Genomic DNA, 20,058 nt, shown 5'->3' on the forward strand with positions numbered 1-20,058 from the left:
CCACCCACCTATATCTGCGAGCACAAAAGAAGTAGCCTTACCCGGTAAACAGTGAACACTCGGCGGGCTACTGCAACCGCCTGCACCTCTTAAGTTGAGGGTTCCTGCGATGTAGGACACAATATAAGGTGTGACTCTAAAAACAGACTACGCATCACACAAACTCGTCATTCTTGGTGGAGGCCCCGGTGGCTACGAGGCCGCCCTGGTAGCCGCAAGCCACGGTGCCGATGTAACACTGATTGAAGACAAAGGTATGGGCGGTTCGGCTGTTCTTACCGACGTTGTGCCATCCAAAACACTGATTGCAAGCGCAGATGCTCGCAACCGCTTCGGTAAGGCCCAAGAACTAGCTATCTCGGTGGGGGAGGACGACTCTCCGCCCCCTATCTCGGTTGACCTGGCAAAGGTCAATGAGCGGCTACTTGCTCTGGCCCACCAGCAGTCCCAGGACATCAAACGAACCCTGGAACGTAGTGGGGTCAAGATTATCCACGGGAGGGGTAAGCTCGTTGACAAGCACACCATTGAAGTCACCGACAAGACCGGCCTGGTCTATGAGCTTGCAGCAGATTTTATTCTCCTTGCAGTAGGAACTCACCCCCGTGAGCTACCCACTGCCCAGCCAGATGGTAAGCGAATCCTTAACTGGACCCAGCTTTACCAGCTTGAAAAGCTCCCCGAAGAGCTAATCGTTGTTGGCTCTGGTGTCACCGGTGCTGAGTTCGCTTCAGCCTACAAGGGCCTGGGCTCATCGGTTACACTCATCTCCTCGCGTGACCAGGTTCTTCCCGGCGAAGACCAAGACGCCGCAACCGTTCTTGAAAATGTCTTTGAACGCCGCGGCGTCCGAGTTATGCCGCGTTCGCGGGCCGATGCCGCCTGCTACAACGAGGCGGGTGACGGCGTTATCGTAACCCTGGGGGACGGGCGTAAGGTCTCTGGCTCCCACGTTTTGATCGCCGTGGGCTCGATCCCCAATACAGAGAACCTGGGCCTGGCTCAGGCAGGGGTTGAGGTCAACGAGACCGGGCACATCAACGTGGACCGCGTCTCTCGTACCAATATCTCCAATATCTACGCCGCCGGTGACTGCACAGGTGTTTACCCGCTGGCATCAGTTGCGGCTATGCAGGGCCGAGTAGCTGTGTCTCATATGATGGGGGACACCGTTAAGCCCTTGCGAACCCATCAGGTAGCGGCTAATATCTTCACCGCCCCCGAGATCGCCACTGTTGGCGTCAGCCAGCGCGAAATCGAGCAGGGCAAGTACCAGGCCGATATGGTCATGCTACCGTTGGCCACTAACCCGCGTGCCAAGATGATGGCTGTTGAGGATGGCTTCATCAAGATTTTTGCTCGCAAACATTCGGGCACCGTGATCGGTGGTGTTGTGGTTGGTCCGCGAGCCTCGGAGCTCATCTTCCCGCTGTCCTTGGCTGTGGATAAGAAGTTGCACGTCGATGATATTGCCGAGTGTTTCACGGTCTACCCCTCCTTGACCGGCTCTATCTCAGAAGCCGCCCGTCAGCTTCACACCAAATAAAAACCCATAGATATACCAAAAGCGCCGCCGGTCTTCCAGTGTGGGAAAGACCGGCGGCGCTCTATGATGCTGGATTTTTATAGAACCTACTGGGTTCGCTCCATGGTAGTTAGGTTAACGTCCCTGGTCTCATGGGTAATAGCCATAAAGATTAGGGTGAGCAAGCTTGCACCGGCCAGGTAAAGCCCCACTGCGCCAACGCCGCCGTGGGCGTTGAGCCAAACCGCTGCGTAGGGGGTTAGCGCCGCCCCCAGGATGGAGGCCACGTTGTAGCTGATACCGCTAGCGGTATAGCGAACGTTGGTGGGGAAAAGCTCGGGCAGGTAGGCCGACATGGAACCAAAGGTCAGGCCCATCAGGGTCATTCCGATGGCCATGAAGAGGATAATACGCCCAATGTTAGCGTTGGACCCGGTACCAACACTGGCAGGGTCCATCAGGAAGCCGAAAGACATACCGAAGATCATGATGAAAGCGGTAATCACCAGCTGGGAGGAGCGGCGGCCATACTTATCTGCCAGCCAGCCCGATACAGGAACCATTGCGGCAAAGAAGAGAATGGTGATGATCTGGATAACCAGGAAGGTGCGATAGGCAATGCCCAGGCCGCCGTCTTCAATCTTGCCGATACCGAAGGAGAGGATCCAGGCAGTCATCAGGTAGAAGAGAACGTAGGTAGCCAGCATAATGAAAGTCCCCTGAATCATGGGCCACCTGGCAACACGGAAAGCTTCAGCCAGAGGGGTCTTAACCTTCTGTTCCTGCTCTAGTGCCTGCTTAAAGATCGGGGTTTCCTCCAGTTTGAAACGCACGTAGAGCCCAACCGCCACCATGATGATAGAAGCTATGAAGGGGATACGCCAGCCCCAGACCAGGAAGTCGTGGTTCAGACTGTCACCGGCCGCTAGGGAGGTGAAACCCATCGACAGGGTAAGAAGCAGCATGAAACCGTTAGCCAGAATAAAGCCAAACGGTGCCCCAAGCTGGGGCCACATAGCTGCGCGTGCACGCTTACCTTCTTGGGCGTACTCGGTGGCCAGCAGGGCCGCACCTGACCATTCACCGCCCAGGCCCAGGCCCTGGCAGAAGCGCAGGATAGTTAGCAGAGTAGGGGCCCACAGGCCAATCTGGTAGTAGGTGGGGAGCAGACCGATCAGGAAGGTTGCGATACCCATGGTCAGTAGCGCGCCCACCAGGGTGGCCTTGCGGCCTACCTTGTCGCCGAAGTGACCGAAGACGACAGAGCCAATTGGACGGGCAATAAAGGCGGCACCAAAAGTTGCCATAGAAGCTAGTAGCTTGGCGGTGTCATCGTTGCCGGTGAAGAAGAGTGCGGGGAAGACAGCTACAGCTGCGGTGGCATAGATGTAGAAGTCATAGAACTCAATGGTGGTACCAATCAGCGAGGCCAGAATGACCCGACTGCGGGGCACCGTGATATCTGCGGAGTCTCTACGAGGCCTAGTGGAGGTGGACATGGTTTTCTCTCGGGATATATGGGTGTATGCCTACGGTTTTAATGTAAGACTCCGGTTCTCATTCTGAAACTCGTGTTTCATATTCTGAGAGCGCTATTCACTGGTGGCAAATAGACAGGGGCATACCCTACCTACCAGACAGCCCTTGGGCGGGTATCAGGCAGCGGGCATGCCCCGGCATAAACCTAGGGCAGGCTACCTACTTGATGGTTGCAACAAGGGCCCCAGCAGAAACGGTATCGCCTGCTTTGAGCTTGAGACCGGTTACCTTACCTGCCTTGTGCGCTGTAATAGGCTGTTCCATCTTCATGGCTTCAAGAACCACAATCAGATCACCCTCAGCGACCTTAGTGCCGTCCTTGACCGCCACCTTGACGATAGTGCCCTGCATGGGACTGGTCAGCTCATTGCTATTGGCCGGGCCGCTTGCGCCGCCACGAGCCGAACGGGACTTACGGGCCTTAGCCGCAGAGGCGGGCTTAGCACCGGTACCGGCTAAGGAGGGCATGGTAATTTCCATGCGCTTGCCGTTGACCTCAACGGTAATCTTCTGGCGCTCGTCCTCAGCCTCGGCCAGGGTAAGAGCACCATCGTAGGCGGGCAGATTATTCTTGAATTCGGTCTCAATCCAACGGGTATGCACAGCAAAGGTGCCGCCCTCACCGGGAGCAAAAGCGGGGTCATTAAGAACGGCAGCGTGAAAGTTGGCGACCGTGGGCATACCCTCAATCACCAGTTCACCCAGCGCACGGCGGGCGCGCGCAAGAGCCTGGTCACGGTCAGCACCGGTCACAATGAGCTTGGCAATCATAGAGTCAAAGTTGCCACTGACGGTATCACCGGCAATGACCCCGGAATCCCAGCGCACGCCAGGCCCCTGGGGCACAACCAGCCTGTCAATAGTGCCGGGGGAGGGCATGAAGCTCCGGCCAGCGTCCTCACCGTTGATACGGAACTCGAAGGAGTGGCCCCGCACCTGGGGGTCAACCGGGCTAATTTCTTCGCCGCGCGCAATCCGGAACTGCTCACGTACCAGGTCAATACCGGTGACTTCCTCAGAAACCGGGTGCTCCACCTGCAGACGGGTGTTGACCTCCAAGAAGGAAATTGTACCGTCGGTACCCACCAAGAACTCGCAGGTACCCGCGCCCTGGTAGCCAGCCTCCCGCAAAATTGCCTTAGAAGCATCGTAGAGACGCTTGTTCTGATCATCGGTCAGGTAAGGAGCAGGTGCCTCTTCAACCAGCTTCTGGTTACGGCGCTGCAGTGAACAGTCGCGGGTGGAAACCACCACAACATTGCCGTGCGCATCGGCCAGGCACTGAGTTTCCACATGGCGTGGGGAATCCAAGAAACGCTCGATAAAGCATTCACCGCGCCCAAAGGCCGCAAGGGCTTCGCGCACTGCCGAGTCGTAGAGCTCACCAATACCTTGGCGCTCGCGGGCAACCTTAATACCGCGTCCGCCACCACCAAAAGCTGCCTTAATGGCAACGGGCAGGCCGAACTCATCGGCAAAAGCCTCGACCTCAGCGGCGCTCTTGACGGGGTCCTTGGTCCCGGGAACCAAGGGTGCGCCGACCTTTTCCGCGATATGGCGGGCGGCTACCTTATCGCCCAGACGGTTAATAGATTCGGGGGAGGGCCCAATCCAGGTCAGCCCAGCGTCAATGACCTGCTGGGCGAACTGGGCGTTTTCTGAGAGGAAGCCGTAGCCGGGGTGTACCGCATCGGCACCGGAGCGGCGGGCAACCTCAAGGAGTTTGTCCATGACCAGGTAGGACTCGGTAGCGGTGTTGCCGCCCAGGGCATAGGATTCATCGGCAAGCTGGACGTGCTGGGCCTGGCGGTCAGGGTCAGCGTAGACCGCTACGGTGGCGATTCCCTCGTCCTGAGCGGCGCGGATAACGCGCACAGCAATCTCACCACGGTTGGCAATGAGTACCTTACTGACGGGGCCGGTGTGGCGGCCTGCAACAGGGGTAAATTGCTGATCCTGGGTCTTGGTTTCAGTCACGTACAGCTCCTCGGTAGTTTTACCCCGCCTAGTGCAGCGCGCTGGCGGGTGAGGCGGTTTTTAGGCACGCTTACGATGGCAAGCAGAAAAAGCCGCATCTTGAAATTTATCGCGATTTTTTCCAAATGTCGGTGATTGAAACGCCTAGACTGCCCAGCATTGTACGCAGGGCATGGATTGAGAGTCCTACGACGGTGTGATATTCGCCCTCAATCCCACGAATAAAGGCGGCGCCGAAGCCGTCGATGGTGAAGGAACCTGCCACCCAGATAGGCTCGCCTGTGGCTACATACCGTTCAGCTTCTGCCGGGCTGAGCGTGTCAAAGTGGACGGTTGCGGTGCGGAGCTCGCTGGCTTCGGGCAGTTTCTGCTGGGTGCCTGTGCGGTTGTCGATGAGCCAGTGCCCCGTATGCAATAGCCCGCTCCGCCCGCTCATTGCGGTGATACGTTGGAGGGCTTGCTCAGCGGTGCCGGGCTTGCCGTAGGCCTGCCCGTCAAGCTCGAAGACGGAATCGCACCCCAGAACCAGGGCACCGGCGGTTTCGGGGAGCGCTGCAACGGCCTGAGCTTTTGCCTTGGCCAGTAACTGGGCTGTCTGGGCGGGGGTAATCTCCCCCAGCCCCCGCGCGTAAGCCTGGTTTTGTGCTTGCGCTAGGGCGGCGTTCTCATCGACGTCACTGACCATGATCGTGAATTCAAGGCCGGCATCTTCAAGAAGTTTTTTGCGAGCTGGGGAGGCTGAAGCCAGAATCAAGCGGGGCGAGTCTTGGCCGTTGTCATCGGTGCTGGTAGAGGTCTGCATATGACCAGTCTAGTGTCTTGTAGGAAAGAGACTTTGATAAGTGCATAAAACCCCGCTCTTTCTCTCCTAGCCCCGGTGAATAAGCTCGGAGTGAGGAGAGAAAGGGCGGGGTTATTCTTGCTCGGCTCTGGCTCAGGGCCTGGAACACCCAGAGCCTGGAACACCCAGAGCCTAGAAGAGGCCTGTCGGCTCAGGGCTGTAGGAGACCAGCAGGTTTTTGGTCTGCTGGTAGTGTTCAAGCATCATCAGATGGTTCTCCCGGCCAATACCGGATTTCTTGTACCCGCCAAAGGCTGCGTGCGCCGGGTAGTTGTGATAGTTATTGACCCAGACTCGACCGGCCTGGATCGCACGCCCAGCACGGTAGGCGGTGAACTGATCTCGGCTCCAAACCCCCGCGCCCAGACCGTAGTCGGTGTCATTGGCGATGCGAATAGCATCATCAAAATCGGTAAAACTGGTGGTTGCCAGCACAGGACCAAAAATTTCCTCACGGAAAATCCTCATATCGTTATTTCCAGCAAAGACGGTGGGCTGAATATACCAACCCCCGGCCAAATCGCCACTCAGTTCACAGGCCTGGCCACCGACGAGGACCTCCGCGCCTTCCTCTTTACCCAGCCGCAGGTAGCCGGTAATCTTATCCCACTGCTCCCGCGATGCCTGAGCACCCACCATAGTCTCGGTATCGAGGGGGTTGCCCTGCTTCATAGCTTTGACCCGCTCAATTCCAGCTTCCACAAAGCTATCGTAAATGGGCTTCTGAATTAGGGCACGGGAAGGGCAGGTGCAAACCTCACCCTGGTTAAGGCCGAAGGAGGCAAACCCCTCCAGGGCCTTGCTGTAGAAAGAGTCCTCTTGGCTAGCCACATCGGCAAAGAAGATGTTAGGTGACTTACCACCCAGCTCAAGGGTGACCGGAATGATGTTCTCAGAGGCGGCTTTCATGATGATGGAGCCGGTGGTGGTTTCGCCGGTGAAGGCTATTTTGCGGATTCTCTTGTGCCCAGAAAGCGCAGCACCGGCTTCAGCCCCAAAACCATTAACAATGTTGAGCACACCGGCCGGCAATACATCCTTCCAAAGGTCCGCGAGAAAGAGGATGGAGGCAGGTGTCTGCTCGGCCGGCTTGAGTACGATAGTGTTACCCGTTGCCAGGGCCGGGGCGATCTTCCAAATAGCCATAAGGATGGGGAAGTTCCAGGGGATAATTTGCCCTACGACTCCCAGGGGCTCATGAAAATGGTAGGCAACGGTGTCCTCGTCCAGCTGGGAGATACGGCCTTCCTGCGTTCGGATTGCCGAGGCGAAGTAGCGTAGCTGGTCGATGGCCAGGGGGATATCCGCGGCAAGGGTTTCGCGGACTGGTTTGCCGTTCTCCCAGGTCTCGGCTACAGCTATTTTCTCTAGATTATCCTCCATGATGCTCGCCAGCTTGAGCAGGAGGGTAGCTCGCTCTGTAGGTGAGCTCTTGCCCCAGGTCATAAAGGCTTTCTCGGCAGCATCGACGGCTTTATCAATATCCGCAGCGCTTCCTCGGGCAACCTCGGTGAAGGGTTTGCCGGTGACCGGGGAGTAGTCCTCAAAGTAGTCTCCTCCGGTTGGAGCTACCCACTGGCCCCCAATGAAGTGATCGTAGCGGGACTTAAAAGTAAGAAGTGAATCCTTGGATCCAGGTGCGGCATAGACAGTCATGGCTCTCCTTTGAGCTGGGTGAGGATTTACCCCCACGATGGGTAAGGTAAATCACAGTCTAGTACCGCAATGACTATAAAAGAAGAGGTCAAGGCCTCTCAACCAGGTCTAAAGCGCTGGCGGGCCACCGGCCTAACCGGTGGAGGCCTTGCCACATGCCCCGCACAGGTAAGAGTGCGGGGCATATGAGCTGTATTTAGGCTGCTAGTGCTCGGCGCAGGGTGTCAAGCCCTACCGAGCCCAGAAGGAGGGCGCGGGTATGGAAATCTCGGTCAGAGATACCGGCAGCTCGTGCCTGCTCCCGGAGCTGGAGCCAGACACGCTCACCTACCTTGTAGGAGGGAGCCTGGCCCGGCCAGCCCAGGTAGCGCAGGAACTCAAAGCGGCGCTGGCCCTCAGAGGTATCCAGGTTAGCTTCCAGGAAGGCGTAGCCGCGCTCCGCATCCCAGATACCCGGTTCAAGACCGAGTTCAGCTACCCAACGCTCAGGGATCTCAAACTGGCAGTGCAAACCAATGTCAAAGACCACCCGTGCCGCGCGCATGCGTTGGGCATCGAGCATACCCATCCGGTCACCGGAATCAGAAAGATAGCCCAGCTCACCCATCAGGCGCTCAGCGTAAAGAGCCCAGCCTTCGCCGTAACCGGAGACCCAGCAGGCACTGGCACGCCACTTGTTGAGGGCATCGGCCATAGCGGTTGCGTAAGCAACCTGTAGGTGGTGGCCGGGGACTCCCTCGTGGTAGACCGTCGAGGTCTCACGCCAGGTACCGAAGGTGTCCTCGCCCGCAGGAACAGACCACCACATACGCCCTGCCCGCTCAAAATCAGCGGACGGTCCGGTGTAGTAGATACCGCCCTCCTGAGTGGGGGCAATCATGCACTCAAGCTTGCGCAGGGGACCTTCAATGGTGAAGTGCTCACGGCTCAGGTAGTCGACTGCGGCGTCGGATAGTTTCTGCATCCAGGCCTGCAGAGCATCGGTTCCCTTGAGAGTTCGCTCGGGGTCCGCGTCAAGAAGTGCTTTGGCCTCTTCGATACTGGCCCCGGGTTTGATCTGGTCGGCAACCTGCTTCTGTGCCTCGATAATCCGGTCGAGTTCTTCCACACCCCAGGCGTAGGTTTCCTCAAGGTCCAGGGCGGTTCCCACAAATTTGCGGGAGTACAGGGCATAGCGGTCACGGCCCACGGCATCCTGTTCAGGGGCTTCGGGGCGCAGAGTTTCTTTCAAATAGGTCAGGAACTTACCGTAACCGGCCTTGGCCGATTCTGCCCCGGACCGGGCCTGCTCAGCGTGTTCGGGGCAGGCCTCCACAACTTCCTGAGCCAACGAATCAAAGAAACCGCCCTCAGAGACGTAAGCACCCACCTGCTCGATAATGGTATCGACCTGGCGAACAGCAGAGACCTTACCTGCCTGACGAGCCTGTTCTAGGGTTTCTGTAAAACCAGAAATAGCGGCAGCAACATTGTGCAGACGCCCTGCGATGTGCCCCCAGTCCTCGGGAGTGGAGCGGTTCATCAAGTCAAAGGTGGCGCGAATTGTTTGAACGGGGCAGGCGATGTTGTTGAGCTCCCAGCTGTCGAGTCCTGCTTCGTGCAGTTCAATCTCAAGGCCCAGGCGCTCGCGCATAGCATCGAGAGTGACAAGATCAATATCATCTGCTGGTTGGGCGCTATCAAGTGCGGCAAGGGTAGCCCGAACAGTAGCCACATATTCTTCGATACCCGCAGGGGAGTAGTCTGCGTACTCGGTTTCCCGGCCCTTATAGCCCTCCATGGTGGCAAAGGCAGGATCAAGTTCTAGGAGTTTCTCAAAGTGAGCGTTGGCGATCCGGTCAATCTGGGTTTCCGGGCGTTCGGTGCGGAAAATTTCAGGAAGTTCAGGGTGCATAGTCATACCTACCATTGTAGGCAGTATGACCTAGCTTTTATGGGAGCGGTCACAGGTAAAGGTTAGGTAACTTAGCTAGCTACCCTCACCACATGATGCTACTGGGGCCGCGCCCGTCTCCAAGACCCCGGCCCCGGTCGAAGCTTCACACCTAGCCGTTGGGTCTTATTCAGACGGCGTTGCCACAGCTCCAGCGCGGTTTCTTTGTGCGCATTAGCCTGCTGCTGAGCTGCGACAATCACGCTGGCAAGGGCTGCTAGTTCCTCCTCGGTTGGGTTGCCCTTGACCACAGAAAAAAGAGCGGGGGGCTCTTCGAGAGCCCCCGGTGTATCGTGCTCTACTTTGGCAGGGGTAGAACGGGGTGCAGGCTGTTTCTTGCCGAAGCCCAGAAGGGAGAGCGGGTTAGCGGTTGCCATATCTACCTAAACCTTTACAGGGGAATGTTGCCGTGCTTCTTGGCGGGGGTTGCTGCCCGCTTATCGTGCAGAGCACGCAAGGCGCCTACAAGACGGACGCGGGTTTCGGAGGGCGCGATTACCTCGTCAATAAAGCCGAGCTCAGCCGCCTGGTAGGGGTTAAGCAGTTCTTCCTCGTACTTCTGAATCAGCTCAGCCCGTTTAGCCTCAATGTCGCCACCTTCTTGGGCAAGATCAGCCAGCTCACGGCGGTAGAGAATATTAACGGCACCCTGGGCACCCATGACACCAATCTGGGCAGTGGGCCAGGCCAGGTTAATATCAGCGCCCAGCTTCTTGGAACCCATCACAATGTAGGCACCACCGTAGGCCTTGCGGGTAATGACGGTAACCAGCGGAACCGTCGCCTCAGCGTAAGCGTAGAGTAGCTTAGCGCCGCGGCGGATGATTCCGTTGAACTCCTGGTCGGTACCGGGTAGGAAGCCGGGAACGTCAACAAAAGTGAGAATGGGGATGTTGAAGGCATCGCAGTTACGCACAAAGCGAGCGGCCTTCTCCGAAGCATTGATATCGAGGGTTCCCGCAAACTGCATGGGCTGGTTAGCCACAATGCCCACGGTCTTACCCTCAAGGCGGGCATAGCCAATCATCACGTTGGGGGCATAAAGCGCCTGTAATTCAAAGAAGTGGCCGTCATCAACGACCGACTCAATCACAGCCCGCATATCGTAGGGCTGGTTGGCGGAATCGGGAATCAGCAAATCCAGGTCAAGGTCATCGACCGTAACCTGCGGCTCCTGGTCATGATCCAGCGGGAAAGGCTCGCTGAGATTATTAGAGGGCAGAAACTCTACCAGCTCACGCACAAAGTCAAAGGCGTCCTCTTCATCCTCAGCCAGGTAAGTGGAGGTACCGGTGACAGCATTGTGCTGGCGGGCACCACCCAGAGTCTCCATATCAACTTCTTCACCGGTCACAGTCTTAATTACATCGGGGCCGGTAATAAACATGTGGCTGGTCTTATCTACCATGACAATGTAATCAGTTAGAGCGGGGGAGTAAGCCGCACCGCCAGCGCAAGGACCCATGATGACCGAAATCTGGGGGATAACCCCCGAGGCCCGAACATTCATGCGGAAGATATCGGCAAACATAGCCAGCGAAGCCACGCCCTCCTGAATACGGGCGCCGCCACCGTCATTAATGCCGATAATGGGGCAACCATTTTTCAGGGCAAACTTCTGAACCTTAACAATCTTCTCGCCGTTGACCTGCGACAGTGAACCACCGTAGACAGTGAAGTCCTGAGAATAAACAGCAACCAGTCGCCCGTCAATAGTGCCATAGCCAGAAACCAAACCATCACCGAGTGGCTTCTTCTTCTCCATACCAAAAGCGGTGGCGCGGTGCTTGGCTAGAGCATCAAACTCAACGAAAGAACCCTCATCCAGGAGCATCTCGATGCGCTCGCGAGCGGTCTGCTTGCCTCGCTCATGCTGGCGGTCGATAGGGCCTTGACCGGTAGGGGCTAGGGTCTGCTCGCGGCGGGCGTAGAAGTCCGCAATCTTACCGGCTGTGGTGGTCAGATCGGGGGCTTCGGAAGTGGAGTTCTCGCTCATGCTGGGCCTTCTCACGCGGGGGTTGGTAGGGCGGATGGGAACTGACCGGCGGTGGGGTCCTTCCTAACAACTATAGACTGCGCCGCTTGTGCCACCCAATTATTCTTGTGATTTTGAGGTCATTTTTTCTAAATAAGAGACGGGGCTAGAGCATCTGGCTATGTCATGAGACGTAGCTCTGCCCTAACCCCTCCCTGGAGATACTCAGTATTTACTGTATTTACTAACCGAGCTTGCCGATGACAGGGTTCCATTCGCGGACAGTGTGGCCGGTAACGGCGCCGCCGGAGTGCATGGGGTCAGCTGCAACAAGCTGGTCGAGCTCTTGGCGGTTCTGTACTTCAAAGATCAGCAGAGCGCCGGCGGGATCATCGACCAAGGGACCTGAGACGTAGAGCTTGCCCTGCTCGTGGAGCTGGGCAAGGTATTGACGGTGGGCGGGTCGGTGCTCAGCCTGAACTTCGGCGGGACCGTAAGAGTACTGGACTGCATAAACTGCCAAGGGAATAGCCTTTCATAGGGTGCATGGTGTAGCCAGTATCTCACCCCTCTTACGGCGGAAGCTACAAAAGCCGTAAAATGACGGGCAGAAGATACCCCAAGCTAGAAGGGCCCATCATGCACGCCAAACTCAGCGCAACTGAGCTTAACCTGACCGGGTACGACCGGGTTGAGGTGCTGACCAGGGTCGGGTCTACCAACGAATACGCCCGCAAGATTCTGGTAGGCGATGCGCTGACTCGGCGTAGCTACGGTGAACTTTCACTGGTGAGTACCTCAGACCAGAATGCAGGTAAGGGGCGTCTGGATAGGGTGTGGGTCGCTCCGCCCGGTGCAACCCTTGCAACGAGTTTTATGGTGCGCCCTCATGCCAACCCTGCCAATAAGGTAGCGCCTGATCAGTATCACTGGTTTACTTCGCTGGTGGCCTTGGCGGCTTGTGATGCCCTGGAGCAACTGTGTGGGCTAAGCCCCTCCATCAAGTGGCCCAATGACGTTTTGCTGGGAAACCGTAAGGTCTGCGGGGTTCTTGCTCAACTGGTCATAGAGCCAGAAGGGAACATCTCGGTAGTGGTAGGTATTGGTATGAACCTGAACGTCAAGCAGGAACAGCTGCCGGTGCCCACTGCCACTAGCACTCTTGTTGCAACCGGACAGGAGGTCAATCTTAACCGCGCTCTCAACATCTTGGCCCAGCGGTTTGAACAGCACTATCGTGACTTTGCGGCGGCAGGCTTTGATGCTGGGATTGACAGGGGAGCAGGAACTCTGATTCAGAGACTCAAAGACGCCATGAGTACCCTGGGTTCCAGACTGACCATTCACCTTCCGGGGGAGGAGATTTTCCGAGGAATCGGTGTAGACCTGACCGACCAAGGTCAACTGGTTGTTCGCTCAGCTACCGGCCAGGAACGCAGCTTCACTGTAGGTGATGTGGTGCATGTGCGACCCGAAGGATACGGTGCTGGAGCGTAAAGGGAGGCCTGTTCCCAATCATTTATACCTATATATACAGGGCTCTTTTCAGGGTGGGTTGAGGTATGTTTTCAGCTTTCCCCGATACACTCAAAGGCGATGAAACTACGCGGACCACTCAACCCAGATGAATACACGCTGACCGCTACGCGCGCTCACGGGATCGTGCTTGTGCGCCCTCTGTGCTATGTGCTGGTAGCCATGGCACTGTGGAGTTTTTCCTCGGCGCTAGGCTCGGCGCAGGCCTGGATCTCATACCCGGCCCTTATGGTGTCTTTGGTGCTGGCTGTGCTTGCCGTCAGGCACCTCGCAGCCTGGATTTTGACCAGTTACCTGCTGACCAGTGATCGGCTGGTCATTCGCCGGGGCTTATCTGCCAAGAAAGACATTTGCGTCCCCCTGTATGAAATTGAGAGGGTGAGCGTGGGGTACAAAGCTTTGATGGGGGTTGTGGCAGCGGCTCCTTTGACCGTGTATGGGCGTGGCATCAGCCATGTTTTGCGGGCTGTTCCTGATCCCGAGAGATTTAGTGCCCGTATCCGCACTGCTCAAGAAGAGTATCTAGAGCGCTAGCACCTTTGGGCGTCTAAGGGGTATCCCTTTTGACCAAGCGAGGCAGGAGTTGCCTTGGGTTTTTGCCTAAAAAGTCCTGTGATGAGCCCACATATGGCTGTATGGTTTTTGAAAAAGTGACCGGGGGCATAGAATATGCAGGTAGATGAAACTCTACCCCTGCCGGTCGTAGCCCAAGTCACACCGATTTGGGTATTCTTGAAGAAGGCCCCTTGGGGTCCAGCTAGTAATAATGGCGAGGCACCGAGCTCAGGCCAGAGAGAAGAGAAGGAATACTCCAGTGGAGAAGTCAGCACCCGGTAGCGAAAGAGCCGAGGAAACCGGCAGTGCAAGCAGCCGGAGCAGGCGCCCCCATAATCGCGTCCAGAGTCTGCTCTACCGCAGTGACGAAGCCCGCCGGGGAGTGCTAGAGCTTGAGCGTGCTCTCTTGGGTGATAACCTGACCATGAAACGCCGGGAGGTGGCTGAAGAAGCCGGTGTTTCCCTGCTGACCGCCCGTAAAATTTGGCGGTCTTTGGGGCTCCCTAACCACAAGGATGATGACGAGCACTTCACGCACGCCGACAGCAAGGCGCTTAAGACGGTGAACTCTCTAGTGCAAGAAGGCCAGCTCTCCGAAGAGGCCGCTCTTTCCATTACCCGCTCGGTCGGGCAAATGATGGACCGCATGGTTGTCTGGCAGGTAGAGGCCCTGGTTGAAGACATGGTAATCCACGGGGGTCTGACCGATACACAAGCCCGGGGGGAACTGCTGAACCTGCTCCCGCGTCTGATTGAAGACCTCGAGGATATTACGGTCTATGGCTACCGTCGCATGCTTAACTCTGCGATTTTGCGCCTTGCTTTGCGCAACGAGGAAGACGGCGCACCACTGGCCGATAGTGATTTGCCCTTGGCGCGCGGTGTTGGCTTTGTTGACCTTGTTTCGTATACCTCTCTCTCGCGTGAGATGAACGAGCGCAAACTGGCTTCTCTGGTGAAGAACTTTGAGCAGCGATGCGCCGAAGTTATTGCTGTGGGGGGCGGGCGTATCATCAAAACCGTGGGCGATGAGGTCATGTACCTGGTAGAGTCCCCTGAAGACGGTGCTCGTATCGCCTTGGCGCTCTCAAAGCTCATTAGCGAAGACCCCCTGCTCCCCGAAGCTCGAGTGTCCTTTGTATGGGGGCGGGTTCTGCCCCGTCTGGGCGATATCTACGGCCCCACTGTTAACCTGGCTTCTCGCCTGGTAGCTTTGACTGAGCCCGGAATTGTGCTCACCGATGCTTCAACCGCTGAGGCGCTTGAAGACGATAAACGATTTGTGCTGATCCCGCAGGGCGTACGTAACGTGCGCGGGTTCGGTAATGTTAGGCCCGTGGCAATAACCCCGGGCATAGGCAACGAACTGGAGATCGATTTCGAATGACCCCGGCCCCACAACTCACCGTATATGCGGGCAAGTCAACTGACGTAGGCCAGTACCGCGATAATAATGAAGACTCCGTGGTCGTTGCTGGCACTCTCTGCGTGGTAGCTGATGGCATGGGAGGGCACGAGAAAGGCGAGGTTGCTTCGCGCTTATGCACTCGTACTCTGGCCTATTCTCCAATCTTTAGTTTGCCCGGTGGCATGACACCTGAAGAAGAAAAAGCCTTTGACTCCGAGGTCGCGAGCGAGGCTCTTTCTGGGGATGCAGGTAGCCGCCTGCTCCGCCGACGTCGTAAAGAAACTTCAGCGCTTAATCGTCAGATTCTCAAGACTCTAGACAAGATTAAAGGGATCATCGGGGAAGCCGATGAAGCCATTAAAGGTGCCCTGGACCTACGAGCAGGTACCACCGTGACCGGTGCCTGGCTCACCCATATAGGGGACCAGCAGATGTGGTTTATTTTCAATGTGGGTGACTCTCGCACCTACCGGCTGGTGCGCAGTGAAGACGTAGAAACCGAGGACGCTCTTTCTATCTCGAACGGCCCTGTCGACGGTTTGGAGCTTGAGCAGATTACTGTGGATCACTCCGAGGTTCAGTACCTGGTCGATACAGGCCAGATTACTGCTCTTGAGGCGCTGACACACCCCCGGCGCAACGTCATTACTCGTGCGCTGGGTACCGGTAACTACTGGGAACCTGATTTCTGGGTAATTCCTGCCCGCGAGGGAGATCGCCTGATGATGTGCTCCGATGGGCTTTCCGGCGAGCTGTCCCATAACTATATGGCGCGTGTCTTAGCTACCGTTGAGCACCCCCAAGATGCGGCGGATGTGCTTCAGATGGCGGCTCTGCGTGCTGGCGGGCGCGACAACATCACGGTTGTGGTAGCCGATGCGATTACAACTGAGGATGCCCAAGCTCGTGCCGATGAACTCAAGGAGCTAACTGAGAGCGCCGCCCAGCAGATTGTGACCGGTATTGACGGTTATGACTACCACCATACAACCACAACCGAAGAAGAGCAGTTCCACTCTGAGAAAGACCTGCACCGTGAAATAAACGGCTAATGACAGAGCCCCACCTGCAGATGCAGGTGGGGCTTTTGCGTGGGGTTTGTTCCATATCTACGCCCGGTTTTCTTGGTCAAGCCCTCCTATAGGGCACAATGGAAGCGTGAGTGAAAATAAAGACTTAGCCTCTGTCGAAGAAACTGCCCTCGAGCTTCAAGCAAGCGGCGGTGAGCGCCAGCAGATTCCCACAGATATTCGTGAGCAGTATGACCAGCTTGTGGACCGGGTGCGTCAGGCGCGTCAAAGCTACTATGTGAACGATGCTCCTACCATCTCCGATGCTGCCTACGATACCCTCTACCGGGACCTTGAGAAGCTGGAAGCCCAGTATCCTGAGCTGGTAGCTAACGACTCACCGACCCAAGAGGTGGGAGGCGAAGCTTCAGCCGCCTTCGCCCCGGTAACCCACCTGGCCCGTATGTACTCTCTGGAAGATGTTTTCTCACTAGAAGAGTTGGGCGCTTGGTTGGACCGCGCTGAGGCTAATGCTCAGCAGATGACCGGGAAGACCCCGGCTTGGCTGACCGAGCTGAAAATTGATGGTCTGGCTGTTAACCTGCTCTACCGTCGGGGCAAGCTGGTTCGTGCCGCTACTCGCGGCGACGGTACCACGGGCGAAGACGTCACCCACAACGTACTGACTATCGCTTCTATCCCCACCCAATTAGCGGGGGAGGGCCACCCCGAAGAGCTGGAGATTCGCGGTGAGGTCTTTATTTCCTCGGCTGACTTCCGTTCATTGAATGAGCAGATGATTGCCCAGGGCAAGGCGCCGTTTGCTAATCCCCGCAATGCGGCGGCTGGTTCGCTACGTCAAAAAGATGCGGCCTTGACCGCCGAGCGCCCCCTGAGCATGTTTGTGCACGGTATTGGCTCGCGCACCGGGCTTGATATCAGCACCCAGTACGAGACCTACGACCAGCTCAAAGCCTGGGGTCTGCCGGTGAGCCCCTACTCCCAGCTGCTGACTGGCAGGGCCGAGATTCTCGATTTCATTGCCCAGTACGGCGATCAGCGCCACTCTCTGGTGCACGAGATTGATGGCATCGTCATTAAGGTCAATGATTTTTTTACCCAGGAGCGCCTGGGCTATACCTCACGGGTGCCTCGCTGGGCCGTTGCCTATAAGTATCCACCGGAGGAAGTCAACACCAAGCTACTTGATATTCGGGTCAACGTTGGGCGCACCGGGCGCGTCACTCCTTACGGTGTAATGGAGCCGGTAAAGGTTGCAGGCTCTACCGTTGAGATGGCTACCCTGCATAACCAGGATGTGGTGAAAGCTAAGGGGGTTCTGGTTGGCGATACCGTTGTGCTGCGCAAGGCTGGGGATGTCATCCCCGAAATCGTAGGCCCCGTTGTTGCGCTACGTGACGGTAGTGAGCGGGAGTTCGTGATGCCCACAGACTGCCCCTCATGTGGTCAGCCTCTTGCCCCGGCTAAGGACGGGGACGTCGATATTCGCTGTCTCAATGCTCGTTCATGCCCGGCTCAGCTAACCGAGCGCGTTAACCACCTGGCCGGGCGCGGTGCTTTTGATATTGAAGCCCTGGGGTACGAGGCCGCTCGAGCTTTGACCAGTCCTGCCGCTCCTGCCCAGGCACCACTGGTATCTGAAGCCTTCCTTTTTGACCTCACCGCCGAAGACTTAGCTGATGTTCGGATTGAGCGAGAGAAGAAGGTCAAGGGTGTTGCTACCGGTGCTAGCGAACTTGTGCCTTATTTCTACACCCGTGGCACCGCCAAAAAGCCGAGCGCTCCCACTCGCAATACTGAAAAGCTCTTCGAGCAGCTTGAAAAGGCCAAGAGTCAGCCCTTGTGGAGGGTATTGGTTGCACTCTCTATCCGCCATGTTGGGCCCACTGCGGCTCGTGCCCTGGCCACAGAGTTCGGTTCAATGGATGCTATCAGGGCGGCCAGTGAAGAAGAACTGGCGCATGTAGATGGGGTAGGGGCAATTATTGCTCGTTCCCTCATGGAATGGTTTGGTGAGGACTGGCATCTGGAGATCCTTGAGCGTTGGGCTGCTGCTGGGGTCCGCATGGAGGACGAACGAGACACCGCAATTGAGAGGACGCTGGAGGGCCTGACTATAGTGGTCACCGGTACTCTAGAGGGCTTTACCCGCGATAGCGCAAAGGAAGCGATTATCATTCGTGGCGGCAAGGCATCTGGATCGATTTCTAAGAAGACAAGTTACCTGGTGGCAGGGGCTTCAGCTGGCTCTAAGCTGGATAAGGCTGAACAGCTTGGTGTCCCTGTGTTGGACGAGGCTGGGTTCCGTGCGCTTCTGGCGGGTGCAAGCGAACCTACCCACTAGAGGGTAATTACAGAAAGGTCACAGGGTTTTTGGACCTTGTGACCTTTTTGTGACCTAGAACCACCTGCCAGGCTAGGGGTTGAAAATTTTTTTGAGAAATTAAAAGAACCTTCTAACCTGTCTAAAAAATGCTTGTCCCGCTCTTAGCCTCCCAGATACAAAACCTATATATCCCCAAAAATCAGGGATTTTTTAAGGTGTGAAGGGTGATACAAGCCTGTCTTTAAGTGTGTGTATCGCACCCTCCAGAGGCGATGGGGGTCGCGCCCTTTGACTGTGCTGTGTCTCAAATTGGGGTTGGCAAAGCTGAAATCGTTACGTTATCGTTATCTACGAATCAATAAACGATCGTCCGAATGGGCGGTCAATAGTTCACGGTGGAAGCCGTGAACGCATGCTGGGCTGTACCGCACACCTGATGCCGTCTACAGGGTATAGCCTCAACTGATCCCACTACGATTACGGGTAGACGGCAATGCGAAGACGTCCAGGGATGGAAAGAGCATAAGGTGGCCTCACGGAGCATTACATGTCTTCCAATATTCGTCGTTCAGCAGCAGTACTGGCAATCGGTGGCGCAGCAGCCGCATCTCTGGCAGCTACCCCCGCAGCAAACGCTGCCCCCCTCGAAGCTTGGGAAGCTCTGGCTCAGTGTGAGTCAGGCGGTAACTGGTCAATCAATACCGGTAACGGCTTCTACGGTGGTCTGCAGTTCACCCCTTCATCCTGGGCAGCAGCAGGTGGCTCCGGTAGCCCCCAGTTTGCTTCAAAGGCAGAGCAGATTCGTGTAGCTGAAAACCTCCTGCAGATGCAGGGCTGGGGCGCCTGGCCTGCATGTTCATCTCGCTTGAACCTCTACGCCTACGGCACCGGTAGCGCACCCGCAGCCGTTGCTGAGACTCCTGCAGTGGCAGCACAGTCAACCACCGTAACCGAAGTTGTTGCTCCTGTTGTTGAGGCAGCTCCCGTTGTTGAAGCTGCACCCGTTGTTGAAGCTGCACCTGTTGTTGAAGCAGCTCCCGTTGTTGAAGCTGCACCTGTCGTTGAAGCAGCTCCCGTTGTTGAGGCTGCACCCGCAGGTCAGACCTACACCGTTGTTGCCGGCGACACCCTTTCCGCTATCGCCTACGCTCACGGCTTCAACGGCTGGGACGAGCTGGTAGCAGCTAACTCCGACCTCATCAAGGACGCAAACGTCATTGAAATCGGTTGGGTACTGAACATCCCCGCTAAGTAAGACCTCAACTCTTAGCTTCAAGCGGTTATAAAACCTGTAGCTGTGGCCTACACCCTAGGGTGTAGGCCACAGCTTTTTCTGCGCTCTCCATGGTCGTGGGTTTCTTAGCTCCTGGGTAAGGGCGGGAAAATCGTGTTAAGCAGGCAAGCGGGCTAAGATAGACCATGAAAACCTCTATCTAAAATGTGGAAGTGATTATGTCTGTAATTACGAGTGAGCAGGTAGCGCACCTAGCTACCCTGGCTCATATCGAGATGACTGACGAGGAACTAGCTGCCATGGCCGCTGAACTCGACATCATCGTTGAATCCGTTAAATCTGTCTCTGATGCTGTCTCTGACGATATCCCGGCAACCAGCCACCCGATTCCGCTCAAGAACGTCTTCCGCGAAGACCTTGTAGGGGAGACCCTGAGCGCTGATGAAGCTCTCTCCGGCGCCCCCGACGCTGAGGACGGCAAGTTCAAGGTGCCCGCTATTTTGGACGAAGATTAAGGAGCAG

Annotated in this window: 16 protein-coding genes; 8 read left to right on the forward strand and 8 right to left on the reverse strand. The window is 56.6% G+C overall.

All coding sequences use genetic code 11. The annotated features are described in order from the left end of the window. The first annotated feature begins 130 nt into the window (after nucleotides 1-130). Complete coding sequence (locus tag ACN085_RS09045; RefSeq protein ID WP_419099832.1) at nucleotides 131-1,546, forward strand: NAD(P)H-quinone dehydrogenase; 1,416 nt, start codon at nucleotides 131-133, stop codon at nucleotides 1,544-1,546. 86 nt (nucleotides 1,547-1,632) lie between these two features. Here ACN085_RS09045 and ACN085_RS09050 read toward each other — a convergent pair whose 3' ends face one another. The 8 genes from ACN085_RS09050 to ACN085_RS09085 all read right to left on the reverse strand — a co-directional run bounded on the left by ACN085_RS09050 (nucleotide 1,633) and on the right by ACN085_RS09085 (nucleotide 11,969). After that, nucleotides 1,633-3,024, reverse strand: a complete 1,392-nt coding sequence (locus tag ACN085_RS09050; RefSeq protein ID WP_419099831.1) for an MFS transporter — start codon at nucleotides 3,022-3,024, stop codon at nucleotides 1,633-1,635. Nucleotides 3,025-3,223: 199 nt separating this feature from the next. Beyond that, entirely contained in the window at nucleotides 3,224-5,041 is a 1,818-nt protein-coding gene (locus ACN085_RS09055) for an acetyl/propionyl/methylcrotonyl-CoA carboxylase subunit alpha (protein WP_419111322.1), read from the reverse strand. A gap of 106 nt (nucleotides 5,042-5,147) precedes the next feature. Beyond that, a complete protein-coding gene (locus ACN085_RS09060; protein ID WP_419111323.1) occupies nucleotides 5,148-5,843 on the reverse strand; it encodes a Maf family protein in 696 nt (231 codons plus the stop codon). A 171-nt stretch (nucleotides 5,844-6,014) separates the two neighbouring features. Beyond that, entirely contained in the window at nucleotides 6,015-7,538 is a 1,524-nt protein-coding gene (locus ACN085_RS09065) for an aldehyde dehydrogenase family protein (RefSeq protein WP_419111324.1), read from the reverse strand. Between the two features lie 196 nt (nucleotides 7,539-7,734). Further along, nucleotides 7,735-9,438, reverse strand: a complete 1,704-nt coding sequence (locus ACN085_RS09070) for a DUF885 domain-containing protein (RefSeq protein ID WP_419111325.1) — start codon at nucleotides 9,436-9,438, stop codon at nucleotides 7,735-7,737. 92 nt (nucleotides 9,439-9,530) lie between these two features. Further along, nucleotides 9,531-9,848, reverse strand: coding sequence for an acyl-CoA carboxylase subunit epsilon (locus tag ACN085_RS09075; RefSeq protein WP_419099826.1), 318 nt, complete (start codon nucleotides 9,846-9,848; stop codon nucleotides 9,531-9,533). Between the two features lie 14 nt (nucleotides 9,849-9,862). Continuing rightward, on the reverse strand, nucleotides 9,863-11,467 hold the full coding sequence (locus ACN085_RS09080; RefSeq protein ID WP_419111326.1) for an acyl-CoA carboxylase subunit beta: 1,605 nt from the start codon (nucleotides 11,465-11,467) through the stop codon (nucleotides 9,863-9,865). A gap of 223 nt (nucleotides 11,468-11,690) precedes the next feature. Next, the gene (locus tag ACN085_RS09085) at nucleotides 11,691-11,969 is read right to left on the reverse strand and encodes a YciI family protein (protein ID WP_419099824.1); all 279 of its coding nucleotides are present in this window, start codon (nucleotides 11,967-11,969) and stop codon (nucleotides 11,691-11,693) included. Between the two features lie 116 nt (nucleotides 11,970-12,085). Here ACN085_RS09085 and ACN085_RS09090 point away from each other — a divergent pair, with 116 nt between their 5' ends. The 7 genes from ACN085_RS09090 (at nucleotide 12,086) to gatC (ending at nucleotide 20,051) form a co-directional block, all read left to right on the forward strand. Next, entirely contained in the window at nucleotides 12,086-12,943 is an 858-nt protein-coding gene (locus tag ACN085_RS09090; protein ID WP_419111327.1) for a biotin--[acetyl-CoA-carboxylase] ligase, read from the forward strand. Between the two features lie 99 nt (nucleotides 12,944-13,042). Beyond that, complete coding sequence (locus ACN085_RS09095) at nucleotides 13,043-13,516, forward strand: PH domain-containing protein (RefSeq protein WP_419111328.1); 474 nt, start codon at nucleotides 13,043-13,045, stop codon at nucleotides 13,514-13,516. A gap of 280 nt (nucleotides 13,517-13,796) precedes the next feature. Beyond that, nucleotides 13,797-14,924, forward strand: coding sequence for an adenylate cyclase regulatory domain-containing protein (locus ACN085_RS09100; protein WP_419099821.1), 1,128 nt, complete (start codon nucleotides 13,797-13,799; stop codon nucleotides 14,922-14,924). Beyond that, a complete protein-coding gene (locus ACN085_RS09105) occupies nucleotides 14,921-15,997 on the forward strand; it encodes a PP2C family protein-serine/threonine phosphatase (protein WP_419099820.1) in 1,077 nt (358 codons plus the stop codon). The genes ACN085_RS09100 and ACN085_RS09105 overlap by 4 nt, the downstream gene beginning before the upstream one ends. A 184-nt stretch (nucleotides 15,998-16,181) precedes the next feature. After that, nucleotides 16,182-18,320, forward strand: coding sequence for an NAD-dependent DNA ligase LigA (gene ligA / locus ACN085_RS09110; RefSeq protein ID WP_419111349.1), 2,139 nt, complete (start codon nucleotides 16,182-16,184; stop codon nucleotides 18,318-18,320). 529 nt (nucleotides 18,321-18,849) lie between these two features. Then, complete coding sequence (locus ACN085_RS09115) at nucleotides 18,850-19,557, forward strand: transglycosylase family protein (RefSeq protein WP_419111329.1); 708 nt, start codon at nucleotides 18,850-18,852, stop codon at nucleotides 19,555-19,557. Nucleotides 19,558-19,754: 197 nt separating this feature from the next. After that, entirely contained in the window at nucleotides 19,755-20,051 is a 297-nt protein-coding gene (gene gatC / locus ACN085_RS09120; protein WP_419099818.1) for an Asp-tRNA(Asn)/Glu-tRNA(Gln) amidotransferase subunit GatC, read from the forward strand. The last annotated feature ends 7 nt before the right edge of the window (nucleotides 20,052-20,058 follow it).

The sequence above is a fragment of the Rothia sp. P4278 genome (assembly GCF_048512945.1).
Taxonomy (GTDB): Bacteria; Actinomycetota; Actinomycetes; order Actinomycetales; family Micrococcaceae; genus Rothia.

Bases quoted from the DNA above. Each gene is read 5' to 3' on its own strand.
- ACN085_RS09095 (WP_419111328.1), top strand. From the start codon at position 13,043: ATGAAACTACGCGGACCACTCAACCCAGATGAATACACGCTGACCGCT.
- ACN085_RS09105 (WP_419099820.1), top strand. From the start codon at position 14,921: ATGACCCCGGCCCCACAACTCACCGTATATGCGGGCAAGTCAACTGAC.
- ACN085_RS09080 (WP_419111326.1), bottom strand. From the start codon at position 11,467: ATGAGCGAGAACTCCACTTCCGAAGCCCCCGATCTGACCACCACAGCC.
- ACN085_RS09050 (WP_419099831.1), bottom strand. From the start codon at position 3,024: ATGTCCACCTCCACTAGGCCTCGTAGAGACTCCGCAGATATCACGGTG.
- ACN085_RS09115 (WP_419111329.1), top strand. From the start codon at position 18,850: ATGTCTTCCAATATTCGTCGTTCAGCAGCAGTACTGGCAATCGGTGGC.
- ACN085_RS09060 (WP_419111323.1), bottom strand. From the start codon at position 5,843: ATGCAGACCTCTACCAGCACCGATGACAACGGCCAAGACTCGCCCCGC.
- ACN085_RS09065 (WP_419111324.1), bottom strand. From the start codon at position 7,538: ATGACTGTCTATGCCGCACCTGGATCCAAGGATTCACTTCTTACTTTT.
- gatC (WP_419099818.1), top strand. From the start codon at position 19,755: ATGTCTGTAATTACGAGTGAGCAGGTAGCGCACCTAGCTACCCTGGCT.
- ACN085_RS09075 (WP_419099826.1), bottom strand. From the start codon at position 9,848: ATGGCAACCGCTAACCCGCTCTCCCTTCTGGGCTTCGGCAAGAAACAG.
- ACN085_RS09090 (WP_419111327.1), top strand. From the start codon at position 12,086: ATGCACGCCAAACTCAGCGCAACTGAGCTTAACCTGACCGGGTACGAC.
- ACN085_RS09070 (WP_419111325.1), bottom strand. From the start codon at position 9,438: ATGACTATGCACCCTGAACTTCCTGAAATTTTCCGCACCGAACGCCCG.